This is a genomic window from Millisia brevis NBRC 105863, from assembly GCF_001552615.1.
Classification (GTDB): domain Bacteria; phylum Actinomycetota; class Actinomycetes; order Mycobacteriales; family Mycobacteriaceae; genus Millisia; species Millisia brevis.
On sequence record NZ_BCRN01000024.1, the window covers coordinates 22,697 to 40,294 of the forward strand.

The following is a 17,598-nucleotide window of genomic DNA, read 5'->3' on the forward strand; positions in this document are numbered from 1 at the left end:
ACGAATCCTCTAGTTCTGCAGTTTCCAGATGCGGGCATGGCCGGTATCGCCGGTCTCGTAGGCGTCGGCGGCCGGTGGGGCGGCGGTGGTCTCCAACTCGACGCGATCGCCGTCCTCGAGGCCCTCGATGCGGCAATTCATCAGCGTCGGTACGCCGTACTCGCGGGCGAGGATGCCCAGGTGGGAGCGGACGGTGCCGCCCAGGCAGATCACCCCGTGGAAGCCTTCGAGGATCGGTGCGGTCAGGGTGCCGCCCGAATCGTCGATCACCGCGATCGTGTCCTCCGGGACACCGCCGATCAGCAGTTCGAGGACCTGCTCGGTTCGGGAGATCCGCAGGACGGACCCGACGGTGTTGGCATCGGTCGGCAGCACGTTGTCGCCTCGCCCGGCCACCGACTCGTCGGTGTCGCCCGGTACGAACTTGCGGACGTCGACATCGGGGCGGCGGTACTTGTCGGGTTCGGAGTCGAGCGAGGCGGTCGCGGAGAACTCGAAGCGGTACCCGCTGTCGAGCACCTCCCGTTCGAGCGCCTCCGCGTCGGCGGTGTCGAACAGCTCGGTCGACCGCTCGAAGACATCGCTCGACCACGTGAACCCGGGCTCCGCCGCCCGCCGCCCGACCAGTTCGCGAATGGCGGCGTTGTATCGGCTCGGCAGAGGAAGAACCTCCGGTACCCCCCATTTCGGGGCGATGCTCGACGGGTCTGCCATGACTGCACTCCTTTGTGTCCGTTTGCCCGGGCTCCCGCCCGGCGACTCCGGCCAGACGCCATCGCCCCAGTTCAGAGGGGAGCTCTGGCGCATGTTCCAGCTGGCATGTAAAGCTAGAAGGACCAGAACGTGTGATGTAGTCCACATTGGTGGACACTTTGTGATTGCAGGCTCGAGGAGCGTGACCATGGCCGAGTCCGGCAACCGTGTCCATTCGATCGACGTTCCCGCCGACGATTACCGCCGAGCGTTCGACATCATTTCCGACTGCCACGACGCCCCGACCGTCGACGCATTTCGCGAAGCGCTGGCCGAGGCGCTCGTCCGCCGACTCGGGGTCGAGAACCTCTCCGTCTTCAGCGGCTCGACGTTCAATCTCGTCTTCGAGGACTCCGCACCGCTGACCCGCGGCGCCACCGCCCGGATGCTGCCCGAGTACCAGGACCGGTGGGCAGCGCACGACATCTTCGGCACCCCGGTCGCCGTGCGCCATCTGATGCACAGTTCGGTCGCCACGCTCGACGAACTCACCGCCGGCGGTCGACTACCCGCGGCGGCAAACGCCTATGTGCGCCACTTCCTCGACAGTCGTTGGCGGATGGCCTCGGCCGCCGCGCTGCGCCTGCCGCTGGTGGGTGGCCGCACCGCCCTGGTGGGGATGTTCGGCCGAACACCGGAGGAATTGAGTCCGCGCACCATCACCGTCCTGCGACTCGTCGGTCAGCAGTTGGCGCCGCTGACCAAACGCCTGCCGCTCGATCCGCAGGTCCGCACCGTCGCCCGATTGACCGACCGCCAACGCGACGTCCTGCGGCTGGTCGCCGACGGCCGCAGCAATGCGCAGATCGCCGAGGTGCTCTGTATCGCCGAGGATTCGGTGAAGAAGTACGTCACGCGGATCCTGCATCAGACCGGTTGTCATTCGCGCCTGGAGTTGGCGTTGATCGCTCGCGACGCCGCGCTGTAGTCCATCCCCTGTCCCCCTAGGGGGACTGCCGAACGTTGTGATCCAGTTCATATTCTGCGTGCCATCTGCTGTCGCGGAAAGGATCACGCAATCATGACGAGCTCTCCTACCGGCGCCGGATCCGGCGTCAATCTATTTGTTACCGAAGATATTTCGGGAATCGCCCGATGGTTCGAGGACACCTCCGATGTCCTGTCGATCGACGACGACGATCTCGCCGAGACGATCGCCTTCGTCCACAAGGGCGGTATGACCTTCCTGTCCCCCATCCTCCCGGATCTCAAGGCGATCGTCTGTACCGCCGGGAGCCGCGAGTCGCACCTGGCGATCCTCTCGCGCGAGTCGGCCGTTCCGTGCGTCCTGGCCGCCACCATCACCACCGAGATCGCCTCGGGAACACCGGTTGTGCTGCGGCTGACCGATCCGCAGACCGCGACGATCGACCTCGCGGAGACCCCGGCGGTGACCTCGTGACCGCCGTCGCCGGCGCCCGCCCGCAACTGCTGACCGACCCCGACTACGAACCGACCCTCGACGAGTGGAACGGCCTGATCGACGCGGCGGGGCGCGCCTACAAATCCGAGCTGTCCCGACGCACGGTCTTCGAGTCGGAACTGTTCGGCATGAACACCTACATCGTCATGTCGATGATGGAGGACTACCTGCGGGTTCCGGAGCGGCTGCGCACGATCGCCCGGCACGCGACGCCGGAGGACCTCGTTCGCACCGGCCTGCCGATCGGCTCGAAGCGCAGCTTCATCAACCTCGCCGCGATGCCGCTGCACTACCTGACCGGACGGGAACTGTACGTCGACCTCGGGCGCGACACCCTCGCCGACGGGTTGGACGACCAGCTCGAGGTGTTGCGGTTCTGGCGGCGGGCGACGATCGCCATGCGCACCGACTCGGTGCTGTTCAACATGGACGCGACGCCCACCAACAGCTCGCACGTCATCGACGACGAGCTGCGCGATCGGATCCTCGGGCACCTCGAGCCCAACGACGCCGCCACGACCGCGACCGTCCGCAAGTTCGCGGCCCGGCTGACCGCGTACGCCTTCCTGGAGAATTGCGACGCGCGCACCGCGGTCTGCGATACCGGCCCCTACGACCTCGGCGACGGCACCTTCCTGGCCCTGCGGGAGCTCTGCTGCGACGGCGACGGCGACTTCCCGTGGCTCGATGGGATTCGGGAGACGCTGCCGGAGCACCGCTTCGTCCTGGCGTACCGGTTGCCGAACGACGTCGCGATGGACAACAACGTCTGGGGGACGGCGTGGTTCACCCCCAGCGACTACCTCGACCGGATCCTGCAACTGCGGGTCTTCGCGGTGCGCGACGGCCAGCTGCGCCCGCTCGACCTGCCGGAGGTGGTCGCGCTGACCACCCACATCCGCACCGCCCACCGGGCCCTCTATGCACGGTTGGCGGAGACCGACCCGCAGGAGCGCAACCTCTACGCCACCCAGATGTACAGCTGGAAGCTCAAGGCCTGGGCCCGAATCGCCGGATGCTACGACGAGATCGATTGGGCGATCAGCCCCGAGGTCGTCGAGTCGTACGGGCGATTGCGCGATCCGGCCGTCGCGCTCGAACTGATCGGCGGCGTCTTCGTCCCCGCCGACCGCGACAGCTGCTTCCGCCCGATCGGCGGACGGCCCTGACGGGTCGAACCCTCGCCACCTCCTCGACCACGGGCGGTCGCCGACCGGTCGCCCGGGAAGGACCATCATGCGTCAACCCATGCAGTTGATCACCCCCGCCGACGAATACCCGATCCACCAGACCCCCGATACCTTCGCCACCGTCTCGCATGCCGACATCGCCTGGACCGAGAAGATCTGGCTGTCGCTGTTCGCTCTCGACGGCTCCCTGCAGATCGACGTCGGACTCGGGAAGTACCACAACCGCAACGTGATCGACGGTTTCGCGGGTATCTCGCGCGGCGTGGAGCAGATCACGGTGCGGGCCAGCACCGAACTCGACGTCGACCCGGAACGCATCGGGGTCGGGCCGATCGATTACGAGATCATCGAACCGATGCGCACCGTGCGGGCGGTCCTGCGGGAGAACGACGTCCAACCGATCAGCTTCGACGTGACCTTCACCGCGATCCTGCCGCCCTATCTGGAACGCAAGGATGCCCAGCGCGGCGCGGACGGTTTCCGGATCGCCTCGGATCTGCGACGGTTCCACCAGGCCGGCACGGTGTCGGGCTGGGTGGTGATCGACGGTGAACGGATCGAGATCACCGACGACACCTGGATGGGCTACCGCGACCGGTCCTGGGGAGTGCGCATGGATGTCGGCGCGCCCGCACCCGATGTCAAGGCACCGAATCGGATGGAGCAGGATTTCATCCTCACCTGGAGCCCGATGTTCTTCCGGCCGGCGGACGGCAGCGCACCCTACGAGATTCACCACTATCTGCAGTGGGTCGACGGAGAGGTGCACTATTTCTCGGGGTTCGTCAATTACGCCGACGGCCGCCAGGAACCGCTGCACGGCGCGGTCGACGACCTGAAGTACGACCCGGCGACGCGGCGCCTGCTCGGCGGCACGATGAACTTCGATGCCGGGTGGGGTAAGGAGCGAGTGGTCGAGATCGCGCCGGTGTCGGATGTCGGTTTCCATCTGGGTACGGCGAATTACTTCGGCTTCAAGGGTGACCGGCACGGCAGTTGGCACGGCGTGGACCACCTCGACGGCGAGCGGTACGCCGATATGACCGACCGGGCGACGATCCTGGAGGCTCATCAGTTGCGCGACTGTGTCATTCGTACCCAGGAGGGCGATGCGACCGGCTACGGGATCTTCGAGTCGATCGTGATCGGGGAGCATCCGCGCTACGGCCTGAGCCGAGCGGACTCCTTCCTCTAGGAGACATCACCTCCACGAGTCTCCGAACGAGACCACCGCCGATCCCCGGACGACACGACGTCGCCGGGGATCGTGCGGGGGCTCAGCCGAGTGTGGTGTTGATATCGCGGGAGATGGTGAAGCCGTTGTCGCCGGTCCCCCAGCAACTGATCCCGGTGGTCGTCGACGCGCAGGGCGTGCCCATCACCATCAGGACCTGGCCGTACTCGAGGGTGCGGACATCGGAACCGCCGACGTAGATGCCCTGGTTGGTGCAGAACTGGGTGACATCGCCACCGTCGATCCGCACCGCATAGCTATTGGTGGCCGAGTTGTCACAGACGGTGCCGTTGGCGGCGGGTACCGAGGTGACGGCCTGACATCCGACCGCGCCGGCCGGGTCGTCGGGAAGGGTGCTGACGGCGCAGTACACATTCTGCGACGGTGAGACGAAGGCGTACCGGTCCGGTGCGACCTGGAAGTCGCGGGCATCGACATTGGCGTCGTCGCGGCTCGGGGAACCGGTGAAACCGGTGTTCTCGGCCGGCGTCACCCCTGTCGATGCCGATCCGGAACCGGACTCCGACGCATCGGTGCTCCCCGGCTCGGCCGTCCCCGGCTCGGCCCTGCCCGAGTCGGACGTTCCCGATGCCGAGGTGTCCGGTTCGCCCCCGGTGACGGCCCCGGTCGTGGTCGATCCGGTCGCCGGCGATCCCGATACGGACGTCACCACGGTCGGGCTGTCGCCGGCGGACGAGCACGCGCTACCACCCAGCGCGACAACCACGCCCAGCAGAACGATCACAGCTTTTCGTCTCACGATTCCTCCGCACGATCGATAGCAGGAATCCTTCGGCGCCTGAAGGTATGTTCGCTAAGCCTTTCGTGGGGATCCTGCGGGCCGTTACGGCCGCCGGGTCACAAACCGGAGTCGAACCTCGCGCATGAGGTCGGCGGGGTTCCGCTCAGCGGCGCAGGATGCGGTTGGCGAGCGTATTGCCGATCAACTGCACGACCTGCACGATCACCACGAGGAAGAGCACGGTCGTCCAGGTGACGACGGTGTCGAATTGTCGATAGCCGTATTGCTGGGCGAAGGTGCCCAGGCCGCCGCCCGCGATCACCCCGGCGACCGCCGACATGTCGACCACCGCCACGAAGGCGAAGGTATAGCCCAGGATCAGGGGGGCGAGCGCCTCCGGAATGACGACGGTGGTCGCGATGCGCAGCCGACTCGCGCCCATCGCCCGCGCCGCTTCGATCACGCCGGGCTGGACGGTCACCAGATTCTGTTCGACGATTCGGCTGATGCCGAACATCGCGGCGAGGGTCAGCGCGAAGATCGCGGCGCGTTGACCGATGCCGATGCCGACCACCAGCCGCGCCAGCGGCTGCACCGCGGCGATGAAGATGACAAAGGGGATCGGCCGGAAGAAGTTCACCAGCACGTTGAGGATGCCGTAGACCCACCGGTTGGCGTAGAGCCCGCCGGCGCGGGTGGCGTAGAGGGCCACGCCCAGCAGCAGGCCGAGGGCGCCGCCGATCAGCATGGTGATCGCCACCATGATCAGGGTCTCGGCGGTGGCCTGCCAGAGCAGCGGCCACAGTTCGGGAAGGCGGGTGTCGCTCATGTCAGTTCCTTCACCGGCACGAGGGTCCGAATCTCGGCCAGTGCGTCATCGATGTCCCCGGTCGCGCCGTCGAGGGAGAGGGTGAGATTGCCGAAGGTGTCGCCGCGGATCTCTTCGATTCCGCCGTAGACCAATTCGAAGATGATGCCCCGGCGGGTGAGCGCGGAGAAGATGTCGCTCTGCCGCACCGAAGGGTCACGCAGAACCACGGTGACCAACACGCCGGAGGTACGTTCCCGCAGCGCCGTGAGCGCTTCGGCGTCCGGCTCGTCGTCGACGACGGTGTGCACGAATCGTCGGGTCACCGGTTGTTGCGGGTTCGAGAACAGCTCGAACACCGGCTGCGACTCGACCACCCGGCCACGCTCCATCACCGCGACGTGGTCGGCCAGTTCGCGCACCACGTCCATCTCGTGGGTGATCACGATGATCGTGGTGCCGAATTCCCGGTTGACCCTGCGCAACAGCGCGAGGACCTCGCCGGTGGTCTCGGGGTCGAGGGCGCTGGTTGCCTCGTCCGCCAGCAGCAGCCGCGGGTTGGTGGCCAGGGCCCGGGCGATGCCGACGCGCTGCTTCTGCCCACCGGACAGGTGCCGCGGGTGGGCGTGTGCCTTGTCCGGCAGGCCGACGAAGTGCAGCAGTTCCGAGATGCGCTTCTGCTGTTCGGCTTTCCCCACGCCGGCGATCGACAGCGGGTAGGCGAGATTGCCCCATACCGTGCGGGACTCGAAGAGGTTGAACTGCTGGAAGATCATCCCGATATCGCGACGGACGGTCCGCAGTTCCCGTTCGGACAGTCCGACGATCTCCTTGCCCGCCACCGTGATCGAGCCGGCGGTGGCGGGTTCGAGAGCGTTGATCAGGCGCACGAGGGTCGACTTTCCGGCACCGGAGTAACCGATGATCGCCTGCACCGCACCGGCATCGATATCCAGGGTGACGTCGTCGACCGCCGCCACGGCTTGTGCCCCCCGCCCACGACCGGGGTACAGCTTGCTGACGCCCGCGAGGCGGACGAGGGGCTCGGTCATCTACTCGCCGGACCGGATCTGGTTCTCGGTGTCGGTCAGCGACTGCTGCAGGTCCGCGACGGGAACCTGGACGAACTCCGCGACGCCACCGGAGACCGCGTCGACGCCGTCGAGGATCGCCGGGGTGCTCTGGTAGATCTCGACCAGCTTGCGGTAGGTCTCGTTGTCGACGTCGTCGGCCCGCACCGCGAAGATGTTCACGTACGGGAAGGCCTTCGGGTCCGACGGGTCGTCCTGGGCGATAGCCTGATCGAAGGACAGTCCGGCGTTCTCCACGAAGTCGTTGTTGATGATCGCGGCCGCGACGTCGGCCAGCGAGGTCGGGGTCAGGTCGGCCTTGAGCGCCTGGACCTGAACGCGCGAATTGGCGGTGTCGATATCGGCCAGCGTCGAGAACGGGGTGCCCCCGTCGGAGAGGGTGACCAGCCCGGCGGACTGCAGGATCAGCAGACCGCGCGCCTGATTGGTGTCGTCGTCCGGCACGACGACCGTGGAGCCGTCCGGGATCGCCTCGACCGAGTCGAACTGGGTCGAGTACAGGCCCAGCGGGTAGATCGCTGTCGAGCCGATCGGCACCAACGTGTCGTTGTTCTTCACGTTGTAGTCGGCCAGGTAGATGATGTGCTGGAACTGGTTGATGTCGATCTCGCCCTCACTGAGCGCGGGGTTCGGCTGCGCGTAATCGGAGAAGTCGACAACCTGTAGGTCGATCCCCTGATTGCGCGCCTCCTCGCGGAAGGTCTCCCAGTAGGGATCGCTCGCGCCGACGGTGCCCAGACGCACGGTGGTCAGACTCTCCCCGCCGGCGCTGGTCTGATCGCTTCCACCGCGGTTGACGAATAAGACGACGGCGCCGATCACCGCGAGCACCGCAACGATCGCGCCGATGATCAGCGGTAGCCGCGACTTGGGTGCTTCGATGAGCGGCTGCTCCGGGCTGGGCGTAGACATGGGTGGTCCTTCCTGTCGACTTCTTCCTCGAATCGACCCGCCCACTCTGGAGTCCGGTCACCCGGGTTCCAAGGGTTGCGATCCGTGAGAGTCGACACTGGGAACCCGGACACCGGCTGTGGTACGAGCGGGGACGGCCCGTCGGGCGCATGACCCACCATTCGAGCCGTCGTGCCGGACCGGCCACGAAACCCCGCTTTTCAAACACACCGGTCGGAATCAATACGGGCTTTCGGCCCCGGAGCAGGCAAGATCCGGATCGATCGGACAGATACTTTCATCGCCCCAACCTGCGCGAATCCAACGTCCTCGACGGAACGACAGAGTCGTCACAACCCACCACGGGAGTAATTCCTGTGTAAACGTCGGACCATCGATGCCCATTCGAAGGGCAAACCCCTGGCGATCGCCCTAGTCTCGCTTGCAGCGATCGAGAGCTGCACGTCATCGGTCCACAACCGAATACCCACGGACGGTGCCGGATCGACTTGGTCACCGTGGGTTGGTACGCAGAAAGAGCAAGGAGAAGCGGTGAGTGTCATCGTAGTAGGTGTCGACCGAAGCGAAACCAGCAGCAGAGCTGTTGAATTCGCTCGCGAAGGCGCCAAATCATCGGGCGCGTCACTCTTCGTGGTGCACGTGATCCCGTGGTCACCATACTCGTTCAGTAGCGCAGCCGAGAATGAACATCGACATGCATCCAAGGAGGCTGAACTACTGGCCGCTCGCGAGCAGATTCTCGATCCGATGGTGGAACTGGCAGGCGAGACCGGCGTGGTTGTCACCTCCGAAGCCCACCATGGTGATCCGGTCGACACGATCATCGAAATCGCCGAACGGCTCGGTGCCTCATCGATCGTGATCGGGCGAACCGGTGACAGCCGGGTCAAACGAGCGTTGTTCGGAAGTCTTCCCAGCCATTTGGTGCAGGTCGCACCGGTTCCCGTGACGGTGGTGCCCTGATGGATATTTTCAATTCGATTCTCGACGGCATCACCAACGCGGTCTTCTACTCGGTCACCTTCGGCGACATCCGCATCCCCCTGATTGTGGCGTGGCTGATCATCGCCGCGATCTTCTTCACCGTCTACCTCGGTTTCCAGAACATCCGTGGCTTCAAGCACGCCCTCGACCTGGTGCGCGGCAAGTATTCCAAGCCCGAGGACGCGGGCGAGGTATCCCATTTCCAGGCGCTGGCCACCGCCGTCTCCGGCACGGTGGGTCTGGGCAATATCGCCGGCGTTGCCGTGGCGGTCTCGCTCGGCGGCCCCGGTGCGACCTTCTGGATGATCGTCGCCGGATTCCTGGGGATGAGCGCCAAGATGGCCGAGTGCACGCTGGGGGTGAAATACCGCAAGGAACATCCGGACGGCACGGTATCCGGTGGTCCGATGTACTACCTGCGCGACGGCATTGCACAGATCGGAAAGCCCGGCCTCGGGAAGGTACTGGCGGCGGCGTTCGCGGTCTTTTGTGTGCTCGGCTCGCTCGGTGGCGGCAATATGTTCCAGTCGAATCAGGCGACCCAGCAGGTCATGGACGTGATGGGCGCCAGCCCGGACAATGCGGCCCTGGCCTTCGGTATCGGCGCGGTTTTCGCCGTGGCGGTCGGTCTGGTGATCATCGGTGGTATCAAGTCGATCGCGAAGGTCACCGAAAAGGTGGTTCCCTTCATGGCGGTCCTCTACATCACCGCCTGTCTGGTGATCATCGCGGTCAACATCGGCTACGTCCCGACCGCCTTCGGTCAGATCATCTCGGGCGCGTTCAGCCCGGAGGGTGCCGTCGGCGGTGTGATCGGCGTCCTGATCGTCGGCTTCCAGCGGGCCGCCTTCTCCAATGAGGCGGGCATCGGTTCGGCGTCGATCGCGCATTCGGCGGTCAAGACCAAAGAGCCGGCAACCGAGGGATTCGTCTCGCTGCTCGAGCCGTTCATCGACACGATTTGCATCTGCACGATGACCGCTCTGGTCATCGTCATCACCGGCGTGTGGACCGACGAGGCCACGATCGCTGCCGGCGGCGTCGCTCTGACCTCCTCGGCCTTCGCGTCGGTGGTCTCCTGGTTCCCGTACGTTCTGGCGCTCGCGGTGGTCCTGTTCGCGCTGTCGACGATGCTGTCCTGGTCGTACTACGGCATGAAGGCCACCGGCTATCTCTTCGGTGACAACAAGACCGCGGAGAACATCTATAAGGTCATCTTCTGCTTGTTCACCGTGCTGGGCGCGGGCTTGGCCCTCGACTCGGTGCTCGGCTTCTCCGACGCCGCGATCTTCCTGATGTCGATCCCGAACCTGATCGGCCTGTACCTGCTCGCCCGGGTGCTGAAGAAGGAGATCAACCAGTACCGCAACAAGATCGCCACCGGCGAGATCGCCCCCGTCAAGTAACGATCCGACAGCGCACAGCGGCCGGGAGAACATCCTCCCGGCCGCTGTGCTGTGTTGAGGGTGACGTCGTCGACCGCCCCGACGGGCGACGCTCCCCCGCCCGGAACGGGATCCACCTTGCGACGCTCGCGAGACTCTGGAGTCGGTCACCCGGCTCCCAAAATTGCGATCCGTGGGAGTCGGCATTGGGAACCCGGCGTCCACCCGATGATAGGCGGCGACATATTCGCGACCGCCGTCACGACAGCTACAGTGAAATGACGCTCGTCACAACGCGTGAGGTAGTGGAGATCAACGAAGGCGACCCGGGTTCCGACCTGCGCCCCGAGATAGCGCTCGGCTGGCGCCGGTCGGTCATGAGCGGACTCGATCCGGGTATGGAGGTTCGCGAGTCGCGGTTGTTCGATGTCGACCGGCACAGCAGGCTGCTGCGCGCCTGCAGCCCGATTCTGACCCGATTGGTCGATGAGCTCAACGACACCCGCTTCTCGATTCTGCTTGCGGATCATTCGGCGCGGATCGTCGATCGTCGGGTGGCCAATCGAATGATCGACCGGCACCTCGATCGGGTGAAGGCGGTGCCGGGCGCCCGATACCTCGAGGAGGTGAGCGGCACGAACTCGCTGGCCACGGCCTTCGAGACGCGTAAACCGATCGCGGTGGCCGGCGACGAGCACTTTCTCGAGGCGCTGCGGGTGTTCTGCTGTTATGGCGCACCGATCATCCATCCGATCACCCGGCGCCTCGAGGGCGTCATCGACGTCACCGGTCCGCTCGAGGATCGCAACAGCCTCCTGGGCCCCTTCGTGATGCGAGCGGTCCGCGATATCGAACTTCGCCTGCAGGAGGGGTCGAGGCAGAGCGAGCGGCTCCTTTTCGCCGAGTTCCAGGCGCAGACCGCTCGCTCGAAGTCCGCGGTCATGGTCTTCGGCGAGAATCTGGCCCTGAGCAATGCCGCCGCCTCCGACCTGATCGGCAGCGACGACCACCCGATCCTGCGCGCGTTGGCAGGCGAGATCGGGTCCGGCGGGCGAATCACCCGAACGGTTGCCCTGTCGTCCGGGCGGCAGGTCGACGTCCACGCTCGGCTGATCGCCGACAGTCGGGAGGGTGTGCTGATCGAACTGCTCCCCCGCACCGTCGGTCCTACCCCGACGCTACCGAAAAGACCTGCGACGCAACGTTCGCCGGCTCCACAGATCGTACTGGTGACCGGCGAACCCGGGTCGGGCCGGTCTACTCGTGCGCGCGAGATCGCCGGTCCCGCTGCGAGATTGATCGACCTGGCGGACACCGCCGATCCCCGGCAGTGGCGCAATGCCCTGGCCGATCCGGACGGCGTCGTGCTCGACAATCTGCATCTCGCGGACTCGAGAACCGCAGCGCTGCTTCGCGCCGCTCTGCCTGCGGCCGGCGGCACCGTGGTCCTGATCGGCGCGACCCCCGACGAGTTATCCGTCGAACATCGCGCACTGCTGGCCGCCGCGTCGGTCCACGAGGAACGCCCGAACCTGCGCGAGGCCGGCCCGGAGTTTCCCGGAATCGTCCGCACCCTTCTCGCCGACACGCAGATGCGGGTCGCCCCCTCGACGATGGATCTGCTGTCCGAGCAGGACTGGCCCGGCAACCTGACCGAACTACGCCATGTCCTGACGTCGGCACGGCGCGGACGGACACGCGGTGACATCACCGTCGACGATCTGCCGGCTACCCACCGGCACCGTTCCACCCGCGGTCTGACCCCGCTCGAGCGGGCCGAGCGCGCGACGATCGTGGCCGCCCTGAATGCCACGAACGGCAACAAGCTTGCCGCTGCCACCGACCTCGGGATCGGGAGAAATACGCTCTACCAGCGCATCAAGTACTACGGCCTCTCCCGCTGATCCGGCGGGGCGATGATCGCCCACCCCGTCGATGGAGTGTTCCAGATCGGAACACTCCAGCACCCCGTCCAACCGACAGAGTGATGGTGGTCATAGTCCACCGGTGATGTGTCGCAGCCGACTGCGCCCGTCACCCCGGCAAGGAGGCAGCATGAGCGCGCCCGCCGACACCTCGTACTCCCACATCATCAACGGTGAACGCACCGGTTCCGAGACCACCGCGCCGGTGTACAACCCGGCGACCGGACAGGTCTTCGCCGAGGTTCCCGTCGCCACCCGCAACGATCTCGACCGCGCGGTCGCCGCCGCGAAGGCGGCCTTTCCCGGCTGGGCGGCCACCCCGCTCGCCGAGCGGCAGGCGATCGTCTCGGCGATCGGCGACCGTTTGGAGGAGCACGCCGAGGAGTTCCTCGCCCTGCTGACCGCCGAGCAGGGCAAGCCGCGATCGATGGCCGAGTGGGAGGTCTACGGCTCGATCGCCTGGTTCCGCGAGATCGCCAAGCAGAGCCTGCCCGAGGAGGTCCTCGAGGACACCCCCGATCGCAAGGTGATCAGCCGAACCACCCCGCTGGGCGTCGTCGGCGCGATCGTGCCGTGGAACTTCCCGATCCTGTTGGCGGTGTGGAAGATCGCGCCGGCGCTGGTCACCGGCAACACGATGATCGTCAAGCCGTCCCCGTTCACCCCGCTGTGCGACCTGAAGCTCGTCGAGTTGGTGCAGGACCTGCTGCCGCCGGGCGTGCTGAGCGCGCTGTCCGGCGACGACGAACTCGGCAAGTGGATCACCGCCCACCCGGACATCGCCAAGATCGCCTTCACCGGCAGCACCGAGACCGGCCGCCACGTGATGGCCTCCGCCGCAGCGACGCTCAAGCGGGTCACCCTCGAGCTCGGCGGCAACGATCCGGCGATCGTGCTGCCGGACGTCGACCCGAAGACGGTGGCACCGCAGATCTTCTGGGCCGCGTTCCAGAACAACGCGCAATTCTGCAATGCCGCCAAGCGCATCTACATCCACGACGACGTCTACGACGCGGTGCGCGACGAATTGGTGGCCTACGCCCGCACCGTGGTCGTCGGCGACGGCGCGCTGGCCGATACCCAGCTCGGACCGATTCAGAACCTCCAGCAGCTCGCCAAGGTCACCGAGTACTTCGACGACTGCACGGCCAACGGCTACACCTTCGCCCTCGGCGGCACGATCGACACCGAGGCCGAGGGCTGGTTCGTCCCGGTCACGCTGGTCGACAACCCGCCGGAGGATTCCCGTCTGGTCGCCGAGGAGCCGTTCGGACCGATTCTGCCGCTGCTGAAGTGGTCGGACGAGGCCGACGTGATCCGTCGCGCGAACGACACGATCTGGGGTCTGGGCGCCACCGTCTGGGGCGTCGATCTCGAGGCGGTCGAACGCATCGGTCGGCAGCTCGAGGCGGGCACGGTCTGGCTCAACGAGGTGCACGAGTACTCCCCGCATCAGGTCTTCGGCGGCCACAAGCAGTCGGGCATCGGCGCGGAGAACTCCCTGCACGGGCTGGCCGAATACACCAACCACCAGACGGTGGCCCTCAATCGGACGCCCGGAGCGGTGGGCTGACGATGGCGCTGTCACGTCCCACCGTCGGTGTCGCGGAGATCCTTCCGTACGCCGCGCAGCGTGCGCCGGACGACGTCGCGCTGATCACCGGCACCCGCACGCTGACGTACGCGCAGCTCGACGCGCTGTCCGATCGGGTGGCGGCCGGCCTCATCGATCGGGGTTTCACTGCGGGGCAGGTCGTCTCGCTGTTCGGACCGAACAGCTGGCAGTGGATCACCGCGTACCACGGAATCCTCAAGGCGGGCTGCGTGGTCAATCCGATCAACGTGATGCTCACCGGCCCGGAACTGCGCTACGTCCTCGACGACTGCTCCGCCGCCGGCCTGTTCCTCGGGCCGGCGGAGGCGGCGCGGGTCGCCGAGCACATCGCCGACGCCCGCCCGACGCTGCGGGTCACACTCGACGCCGCCTTCGACGAGTTGCTCGCCGACGCTCCCGACACCCACGAGACCCCCGCTCCGCGCGGGCCGCGGGAGGCGGGCAGCATCGGCTACACCTCGGGCACCACCGGGCACCCCAAGGGCGCGGTGCAATCCCTGGAGTCGGTGCTGCTCAACTGCGCCCACACCGCGACGATGCACGGCAAGAACGAGCGGGACGTCATCCTCTCGGCGCTGCCCGCCGCACACGTCTACGGCAACGTCGCGATCAACGGCACCTTCCTCGCCGGCGGCACCGTCGTGTTGATGGAACGCTTCGATCCGGCCGAGGCGCTGCGGCTGATCGAGCGGCACCGGGTGACCGTCTTCGAGGGTGTCCCGGCGATGTACTCGATGCTGCTCGCCCTGCCCGATATCGGTGGGGCCGATCTGAGCAGCATCCGCGTCTCGACGGTCGGCGGCCAAACCTTCTCGACCGTGGTGATCGAGAAGTGGGAGAAGCTCACCGGCGCACCCCTCCTCGAACTGTGGGGAATGACCGAGCTGTCCGGCCTCGGAACCACCCACTCGGTGCACGCGCCGCCCTCGCCCGGGTCGATCGGGGTATCGCTGCCCGGCCTGGACATCGCGATCGCCCCGATCGACGGCTCGGAGGGGCCGGTGCCGCCGGGGGTACCCGGCGAACTGATCGTGCGGGGACCGTTGGTGATGTTGGAGTATCTGGGTCGCCCGGACGCGACCGCAGACGCCCTGGACGCGCAGGGCTGGTTGCATACCGGCGACGTGGCCTATCTGGACGAGAGCGGGCACGCCTTCGTCATCGATCGGCTCAAGGACATGATCATCACCGCCGGTTACAACGTGTACCCGGCGGAGATCGAGCGGGTGATCGCCGAGCATCCCGACGTCGCGATGGTGGCGGTCGGGCGGCGAGCCGACGAGATCAAGGGCGAGTTGGCGGTGGCGTACGTCGTGCCGCGCTCGGACGCACAGCCGGACGCCGCGGCGATTCTGGACTTCTGTTCGGGGCGCCTGGCGGCCTACAAGCGGCCCCGCGATGTGGTCTTCGTCGAGTCGCTTCCCACGACGTCATCGGGCAAATTGCTGCGCCGGAAGCTTCGTGATCTCGACCCGGTCGCGCTCGGTTCGACGCCGGTCTGACAACTATCCGCCACGGATAGACCTCTCGCCCGGGCCTGTCCCGAGCGGCAGTGCGGTAGCACACATTCGTGGCGCATTGTGATTCGGAGAACACATCAGTCGGCTGGGCCGGCGCGGCATAGGGAGATTCCATGCAGGTAGTGGCAGAGGGCTACAACGCCTTCGAAACGTCGAAGTCGCCTGTGGGCGAAGTCAAGTACCTCGATTCACCGCAGGATGTCATCGAGGTGGTCCAGTCGGGCCAGCTCGGCGACTACATCCTGTTGGTGCGGGGCGGAACGACCACATTCCTCACCCCGGCCCTGAGCATGGGCGCCATCGGTGTCATCACCATGTCCGGCGCCCCGGAATCGCACCTGGGCATCCTGTCCCGGGAATTCCAGATTCCGTGCGTGATGACCGCCCATCTGACCGACAGCGATTCGCGGTACGAGGTCGGCAATACCGATGACGCCCATTTCGTGGAGATCACCAACGCACTGGTCGGCAAGAAGGTGCAGCTGATCTGTGAGGACCCCGATACCGGCCGCGTGAGCCTGGTCTGAATCCGAAACCGAGGAATAGCCATGAGCATCAACGCCGACGCCGGCACCAAGGCCACCTACAAGCAGCGCTACGAAGCCGACGATGACGGCTTGCGTTTCCAGGATCTGACCTTCGAGGGCAACTTCGTGGGAATGGAGCCGGTCACCGACGGCATCCTGGGTGACAAGATGATGCGCTCCCGCGCGAAAAGCGGTGTGCTCGAGAAGGTCACCCGCGAGGACGTGCTGAAGGATCAGTTCTCCCTGGACGAGATCAACGACCTGAACAACTATCTGGCGTGGAACATCTGGGACACGCTCGTCATGCGGGCCACCGAGGGCGTCTCGGGCATGATCCCCCGGCAAGAGTACGAAATCCTGGCGTTCATGCACGAGTTCTACCGCTGGCCCGAGTTTCTGCGGGTGGCCACCGATGCGGTGGGCGCCGAGGGTCTGCTCGAGATCGGTGCGTCGGCGCGGCGCGAGGTCGGCACCAAGGTCAACTCGGTGCACGACTGGTCGATCGGCGCAGTCGGCTTCGGCATGGGCCGGTGCGGACTGTTGGCGCTCGAGGCGATCGGCCCGAACGACTACCTCGAAGAATCCAACACGATGCTCAAGTTCATGCAGCGCATTCTGTGGGGCAAGCGGCAGGACGGGTACATCCTCAACTCGCAGGACCGCTACCGCTGCACGATTCACGACGACGATTTCCTGACGACGTTGAGCGACCAACTCGTCCCGCTCGAGGAGGGCAGCGACGACCACTCCGCGTTGACCCGGTTCAACGCGGCCGCCGAACTGCTGGCCTTCCTGCAGCACTTCGACAATCGCCTCGGACTCGGCGATACCGGCCCGTACGAGCTGCCCAACGGGAATCTACTGATCCTGCGGGACCTGTTCGTCAACGAGCCGATCTTCCACTGGGCGGACGCCTGCGAGGACGCCGGGTTGCCCTACTCCTACACCGTGGCGCTCGAGATCGACCCGCACGCGATGGGGCTGCAGGAGATTCGGGTCAACGACATCTCGACGACGTTCACCCGACCCAAGAACTACCTGCCGAGCATCGTCGGCGGCGCGGTCTTCGCCCGCGAGAAGCACGACAGCCCCATGGAACAGCTGCGGTCGCTGTCGATTGCGGAGCTGGCCGGCGAGCTGCCGAAGATCCAGGACGCCACGCTCAAGCTCTACCGCAAGATCTCCCGGATGTGCCGCCGCGACCTGATCTGGTCCGGGCACTACGTCTACTACGTCGACATGATCCTGCCGTACCTGCGGCGAGCCGGCGTCTACGAGAAGGTCTGCCGGGACCTGCACATGTGGGAGGTCGACCAGCGGGTCGCCAACTACTACTACGACATCACCAAGCGCGGCTTCGCGCAGGAGGTCGTTCCGCACAAGATCTTCTCCGGCCGCGGCTATCTGCCGTTCGGCGAGAACGCCGACCTGCGCGCCTCCAAGTACACCTGGCTCTAGTCACGTCGGCTGCCGACGTCATCCGCTCGCG

Annotated in this window: 16 protein-coding genes; 11 read left to right on the top strand and 5 right to left on the bottom strand. The window is 66.1% G+C overall.

Annotated elements, in window-relative coordinates:
• Window positions 1-9: 9 nt before the first annotated feature.
• Window positions 10-714 carry a PEP-utilizing enzyme gene (locus MB1_RS22955; RefSeq protein WP_066913107.1) on the bottom strand — a complete coding sequence of 235 codons (705 nt, stop codon included), beginning with the start codon at window positions 712-714 and terminating at the stop codon, window positions 10-12.
• A 187-nt stretch (window positions 715-901) separates the two neighbouring features.
• On the opposite strand from MB1_RS22955, the gene MB1_RS22960 reads away from it, so the two are divergent.
• The 4 genes from MB1_RS22960 (at window position 902) to MB1_RS22975 (ending at window position 4,561) form a co-directional block, all read left to right on the top strand.
• A complete protein-coding gene (locus MB1_RS22960; protein ID WP_066913109.1) occupies window positions 902-1,681 on the top strand; it encodes a helix-turn-helix transcriptional regulator in 780 nt (259 codons plus the stop codon).
• A 93-nt stretch (window positions 1,682-1,774) separates the two neighbouring features.
• A complete protein-coding gene (locus tag MB1_RS22965; RefSeq protein ID WP_066913111.1) occupies window positions 1,775-2,155 on the top strand; it encodes a PEP-utilizing enzyme in 381 nt (126 codons plus the stop codon).
• On the top strand, window positions 2,152-3,345 hold the full coding sequence (locus MB1_RS22970; RefSeq protein ID WP_066913113.1) for a hypothetical protein: 1,194 nt from the start codon (window positions 2,152-2,154) through the stop codon (window positions 3,343-3,345). Before MB1_RS22965 ends, MB1_RS22970 begins: the two co-directional genes overlap by 4 nt.
• A gap of 67 nt (window positions 3,346-3,412) precedes the next feature.
• Window positions 3,413-4,561: an Rv3169 family protein gene (locus MB1_RS22975; RefSeq protein ID WP_084352517.1), complete on the top strand. Its 1,149-nt coding sequence runs from the start codon at window positions 3,413-3,415 to the stop codon at window positions 4,559-4,561.
• An 82-nt stretch (window positions 4,562-4,643) separates the two neighbouring features.
• Here MB1_RS22975 and MB1_RS22980 read toward each other — a convergent pair whose 3' ends face one another.
• From MB1_RS22980 to MB1_RS23000, 4 genes are all read right to left on the bottom strand, one after another.
• A complete protein-coding gene (locus tag MB1_RS22980) occupies window positions 4,644-5,360 on the bottom strand; it encodes a hypothetical protein (RefSeq protein ID WP_157084306.1) in 717 nt (238 codons plus the stop codon).
• Window positions 5,361-5,505: 145 nt separating this feature from the next.
• Window positions 5,506-6,171 carry a methionine ABC transporter permease gene (locus MB1_RS22990; RefSeq protein WP_066913121.1) on the bottom strand — a complete coding sequence of 222 codons (666 nt, stop codon included), beginning with the start codon at window positions 6,169-6,171 and terminating at the stop codon, window positions 5,506-5,508.
• On the bottom strand, window positions 6,168-7,202 hold the full coding sequence (locus MB1_RS22995; protein ID WP_066913123.1) for a methionine ABC transporter ATP-binding protein: 1,035 nt from the start codon (window positions 7,200-7,202) through the stop codon (window positions 6,168-6,170). The genes MB1_RS22990 and MB1_RS22995 overlap by 4 nt, the downstream gene beginning before the upstream one ends.
• Window positions 7,203-8,153, bottom strand: coding sequence for a MetQ/NlpA family ABC transporter substrate-binding protein (locus MB1_RS23000; protein ID WP_066913125.1), 951 nt, complete (start codon window positions 8,151-8,153; stop codon window positions 7,203-7,205). It abuts the gene before it with no gap.
• A gap of 531 nt (window positions 8,154-8,684) precedes the next feature.
• Between MB1_RS23000 and MB1_RS25375 the strand changes: the two genes are divergently transcribed.
• The 7 genes from MB1_RS25375 to MB1_RS23035 all read left to right on the top strand — a co-directional run bounded on the left by MB1_RS25375 (window position 8,685) and on the right by MB1_RS23035 (window position 17,567).
• Entirely contained in the window at window positions 8,685-9,116 is a 432-nt protein-coding gene (locus MB1_RS25375; RefSeq protein WP_169801724.1) for a universal stress protein, read from the top strand.
• The gene (locus MB1_RS23010; protein WP_066913129.1) at window positions 9,116-10,543 is read left to right on the top strand and encodes an alanine/glycine:cation symporter family protein; all 1,428 of its coding nucleotides are present in this window, start codon (window positions 9,116-9,118) and stop codon (window positions 10,541-10,543) included. The genes MB1_RS25375 and MB1_RS23010 overlap by 1 nt, the downstream gene beginning before the upstream one ends.
• A gap of 284 nt (window positions 10,544-10,827) precedes the next feature.
• A complete protein-coding gene (locus tag MB1_RS23015) occupies window positions 10,828-12,426 on the top strand; it encodes a sigma-54-dependent Fis family transcriptional regulator (RefSeq protein ID WP_066913130.1) in 1,599 nt (532 codons plus the stop codon).
• Between the two features lie 151 nt (window positions 12,427-12,577).
• Window positions 12,578-14,020, top strand: coding sequence for an aldehyde dehydrogenase family protein (locus MB1_RS23020; RefSeq protein ID WP_066913133.1), 1,443 nt, complete (start codon window positions 12,578-12,580; stop codon window positions 14,018-14,020).
• Between the two features lie 2 nt (window positions 14,021-14,022).
• Window positions 14,023-15,564 (top strand): class I adenylate-forming enzyme family protein, encoded by a 1,542-nt coding sequence (locus MB1_RS23025; RefSeq protein WP_066913135.1) that lies wholly within the window; start codon window positions 14,023-14,025, stop codon window positions 15,562-15,564.
• Between the two features lie 131 nt (window positions 15,565-15,695).
• Complete coding sequence (locus tag MB1_RS23030) at window positions 15,696-16,109, top strand: PEP-utilizing enzyme (protein WP_066913137.1); 414 nt, start codon at window positions 15,696-15,698, stop codon at window positions 16,107-16,109.
• Between the two features lie 21 nt (window positions 16,110-16,130).
• Window positions 16,131-17,567 carry a hypothetical protein gene (locus tag MB1_RS23035; protein WP_066913139.1) on the top strand — a complete coding sequence of 479 codons (1,437 nt, stop codon included), beginning with the start codon at window positions 16,131-16,133 and terminating at the stop codon, window positions 17,565-17,567.
• Window positions 17,568-17,598 lie beyond the last annotated feature (31 nt).

Bases quoted from the DNA above. Each gene is read 5' to 3' on its own strand.
- MB1_RS22955 (WP_066913107.1), bottom strand. From the start codon at position 714: ATGGCAGACCCGTCGAGCATCGCCCCGAAATGGGGGGTACCGGAGGTT.
- MB1_RS22975 (WP_084352517.1), top strand. From the start codon at position 3,413: ATGCGTCAACCCATGCAGTTGATCACCCCCGCCGACGAATACCCGATC.
- MB1_RS22995 (WP_066913123.1), bottom strand. From the start codon at position 7,202: ATGACCGAGCCCCTCGTCCGCCTCGCGGGCGTCAGCAAGCTGTACCCC.
- MB1_RS22990 (WP_066913121.1), bottom strand. From the start codon at position 6,171: ATGAGCGACACCCGCCTTCCCGAACTGTGGCCGCTGCTCTGGCAGGCC.
- MB1_RS23010 (WP_066913129.1), top strand. From the start codon at position 9,116: ATGGATATTTTCAATTCGATTCTCGACGGCATCACCAACGCGGTCTTC.
- MB1_RS23000 (WP_066913125.1), bottom strand. From the start codon at position 8,153: ATGTCTACGCCCAGCCCGGAGCAGCCGCTCATCGAAGCACCCAAGTCG.
- MB1_RS23020 (WP_066913133.1), top strand. From the start codon at position 12,578: ATGAGCGCGCCCGCCGACACCTCGTACTCCCACATCATCAACGGTGAA.
- MB1_RS22965 (WP_066913111.1), top strand. From the start codon at position 1,775: ATGACGAGCTCTCCTACCGGCGCCGGATCCGGCGTCAATCTATTTGTT.
- MB1_RS23035 (WP_066913139.1), top strand. From the start codon at position 16,131: ATGAGCATCAACGCCGACGCCGGCACCAAGGCCACCTACAAGCAGCGC.
- MB1_RS22960 (WP_066913109.1), top strand. From the start codon at position 902: ATGGCCGAGTCCGGCAACCGTGTCCATTCGATCGACGTTCCCGCCGAC.
- MB1_RS23025 (WP_066913135.1), top strand. From the start codon at position 14,023: ATGGCGCTGTCACGTCCCACCGTCGGTGTCGCGGAGATCCTTCCGTAC.
- MB1_RS23030 (WP_066913137.1), top strand. From the start codon at position 15,696: ATGCAGGTAGTGGCAGAGGGCTACAACGCCTTCGAAACGTCGAAGTCG.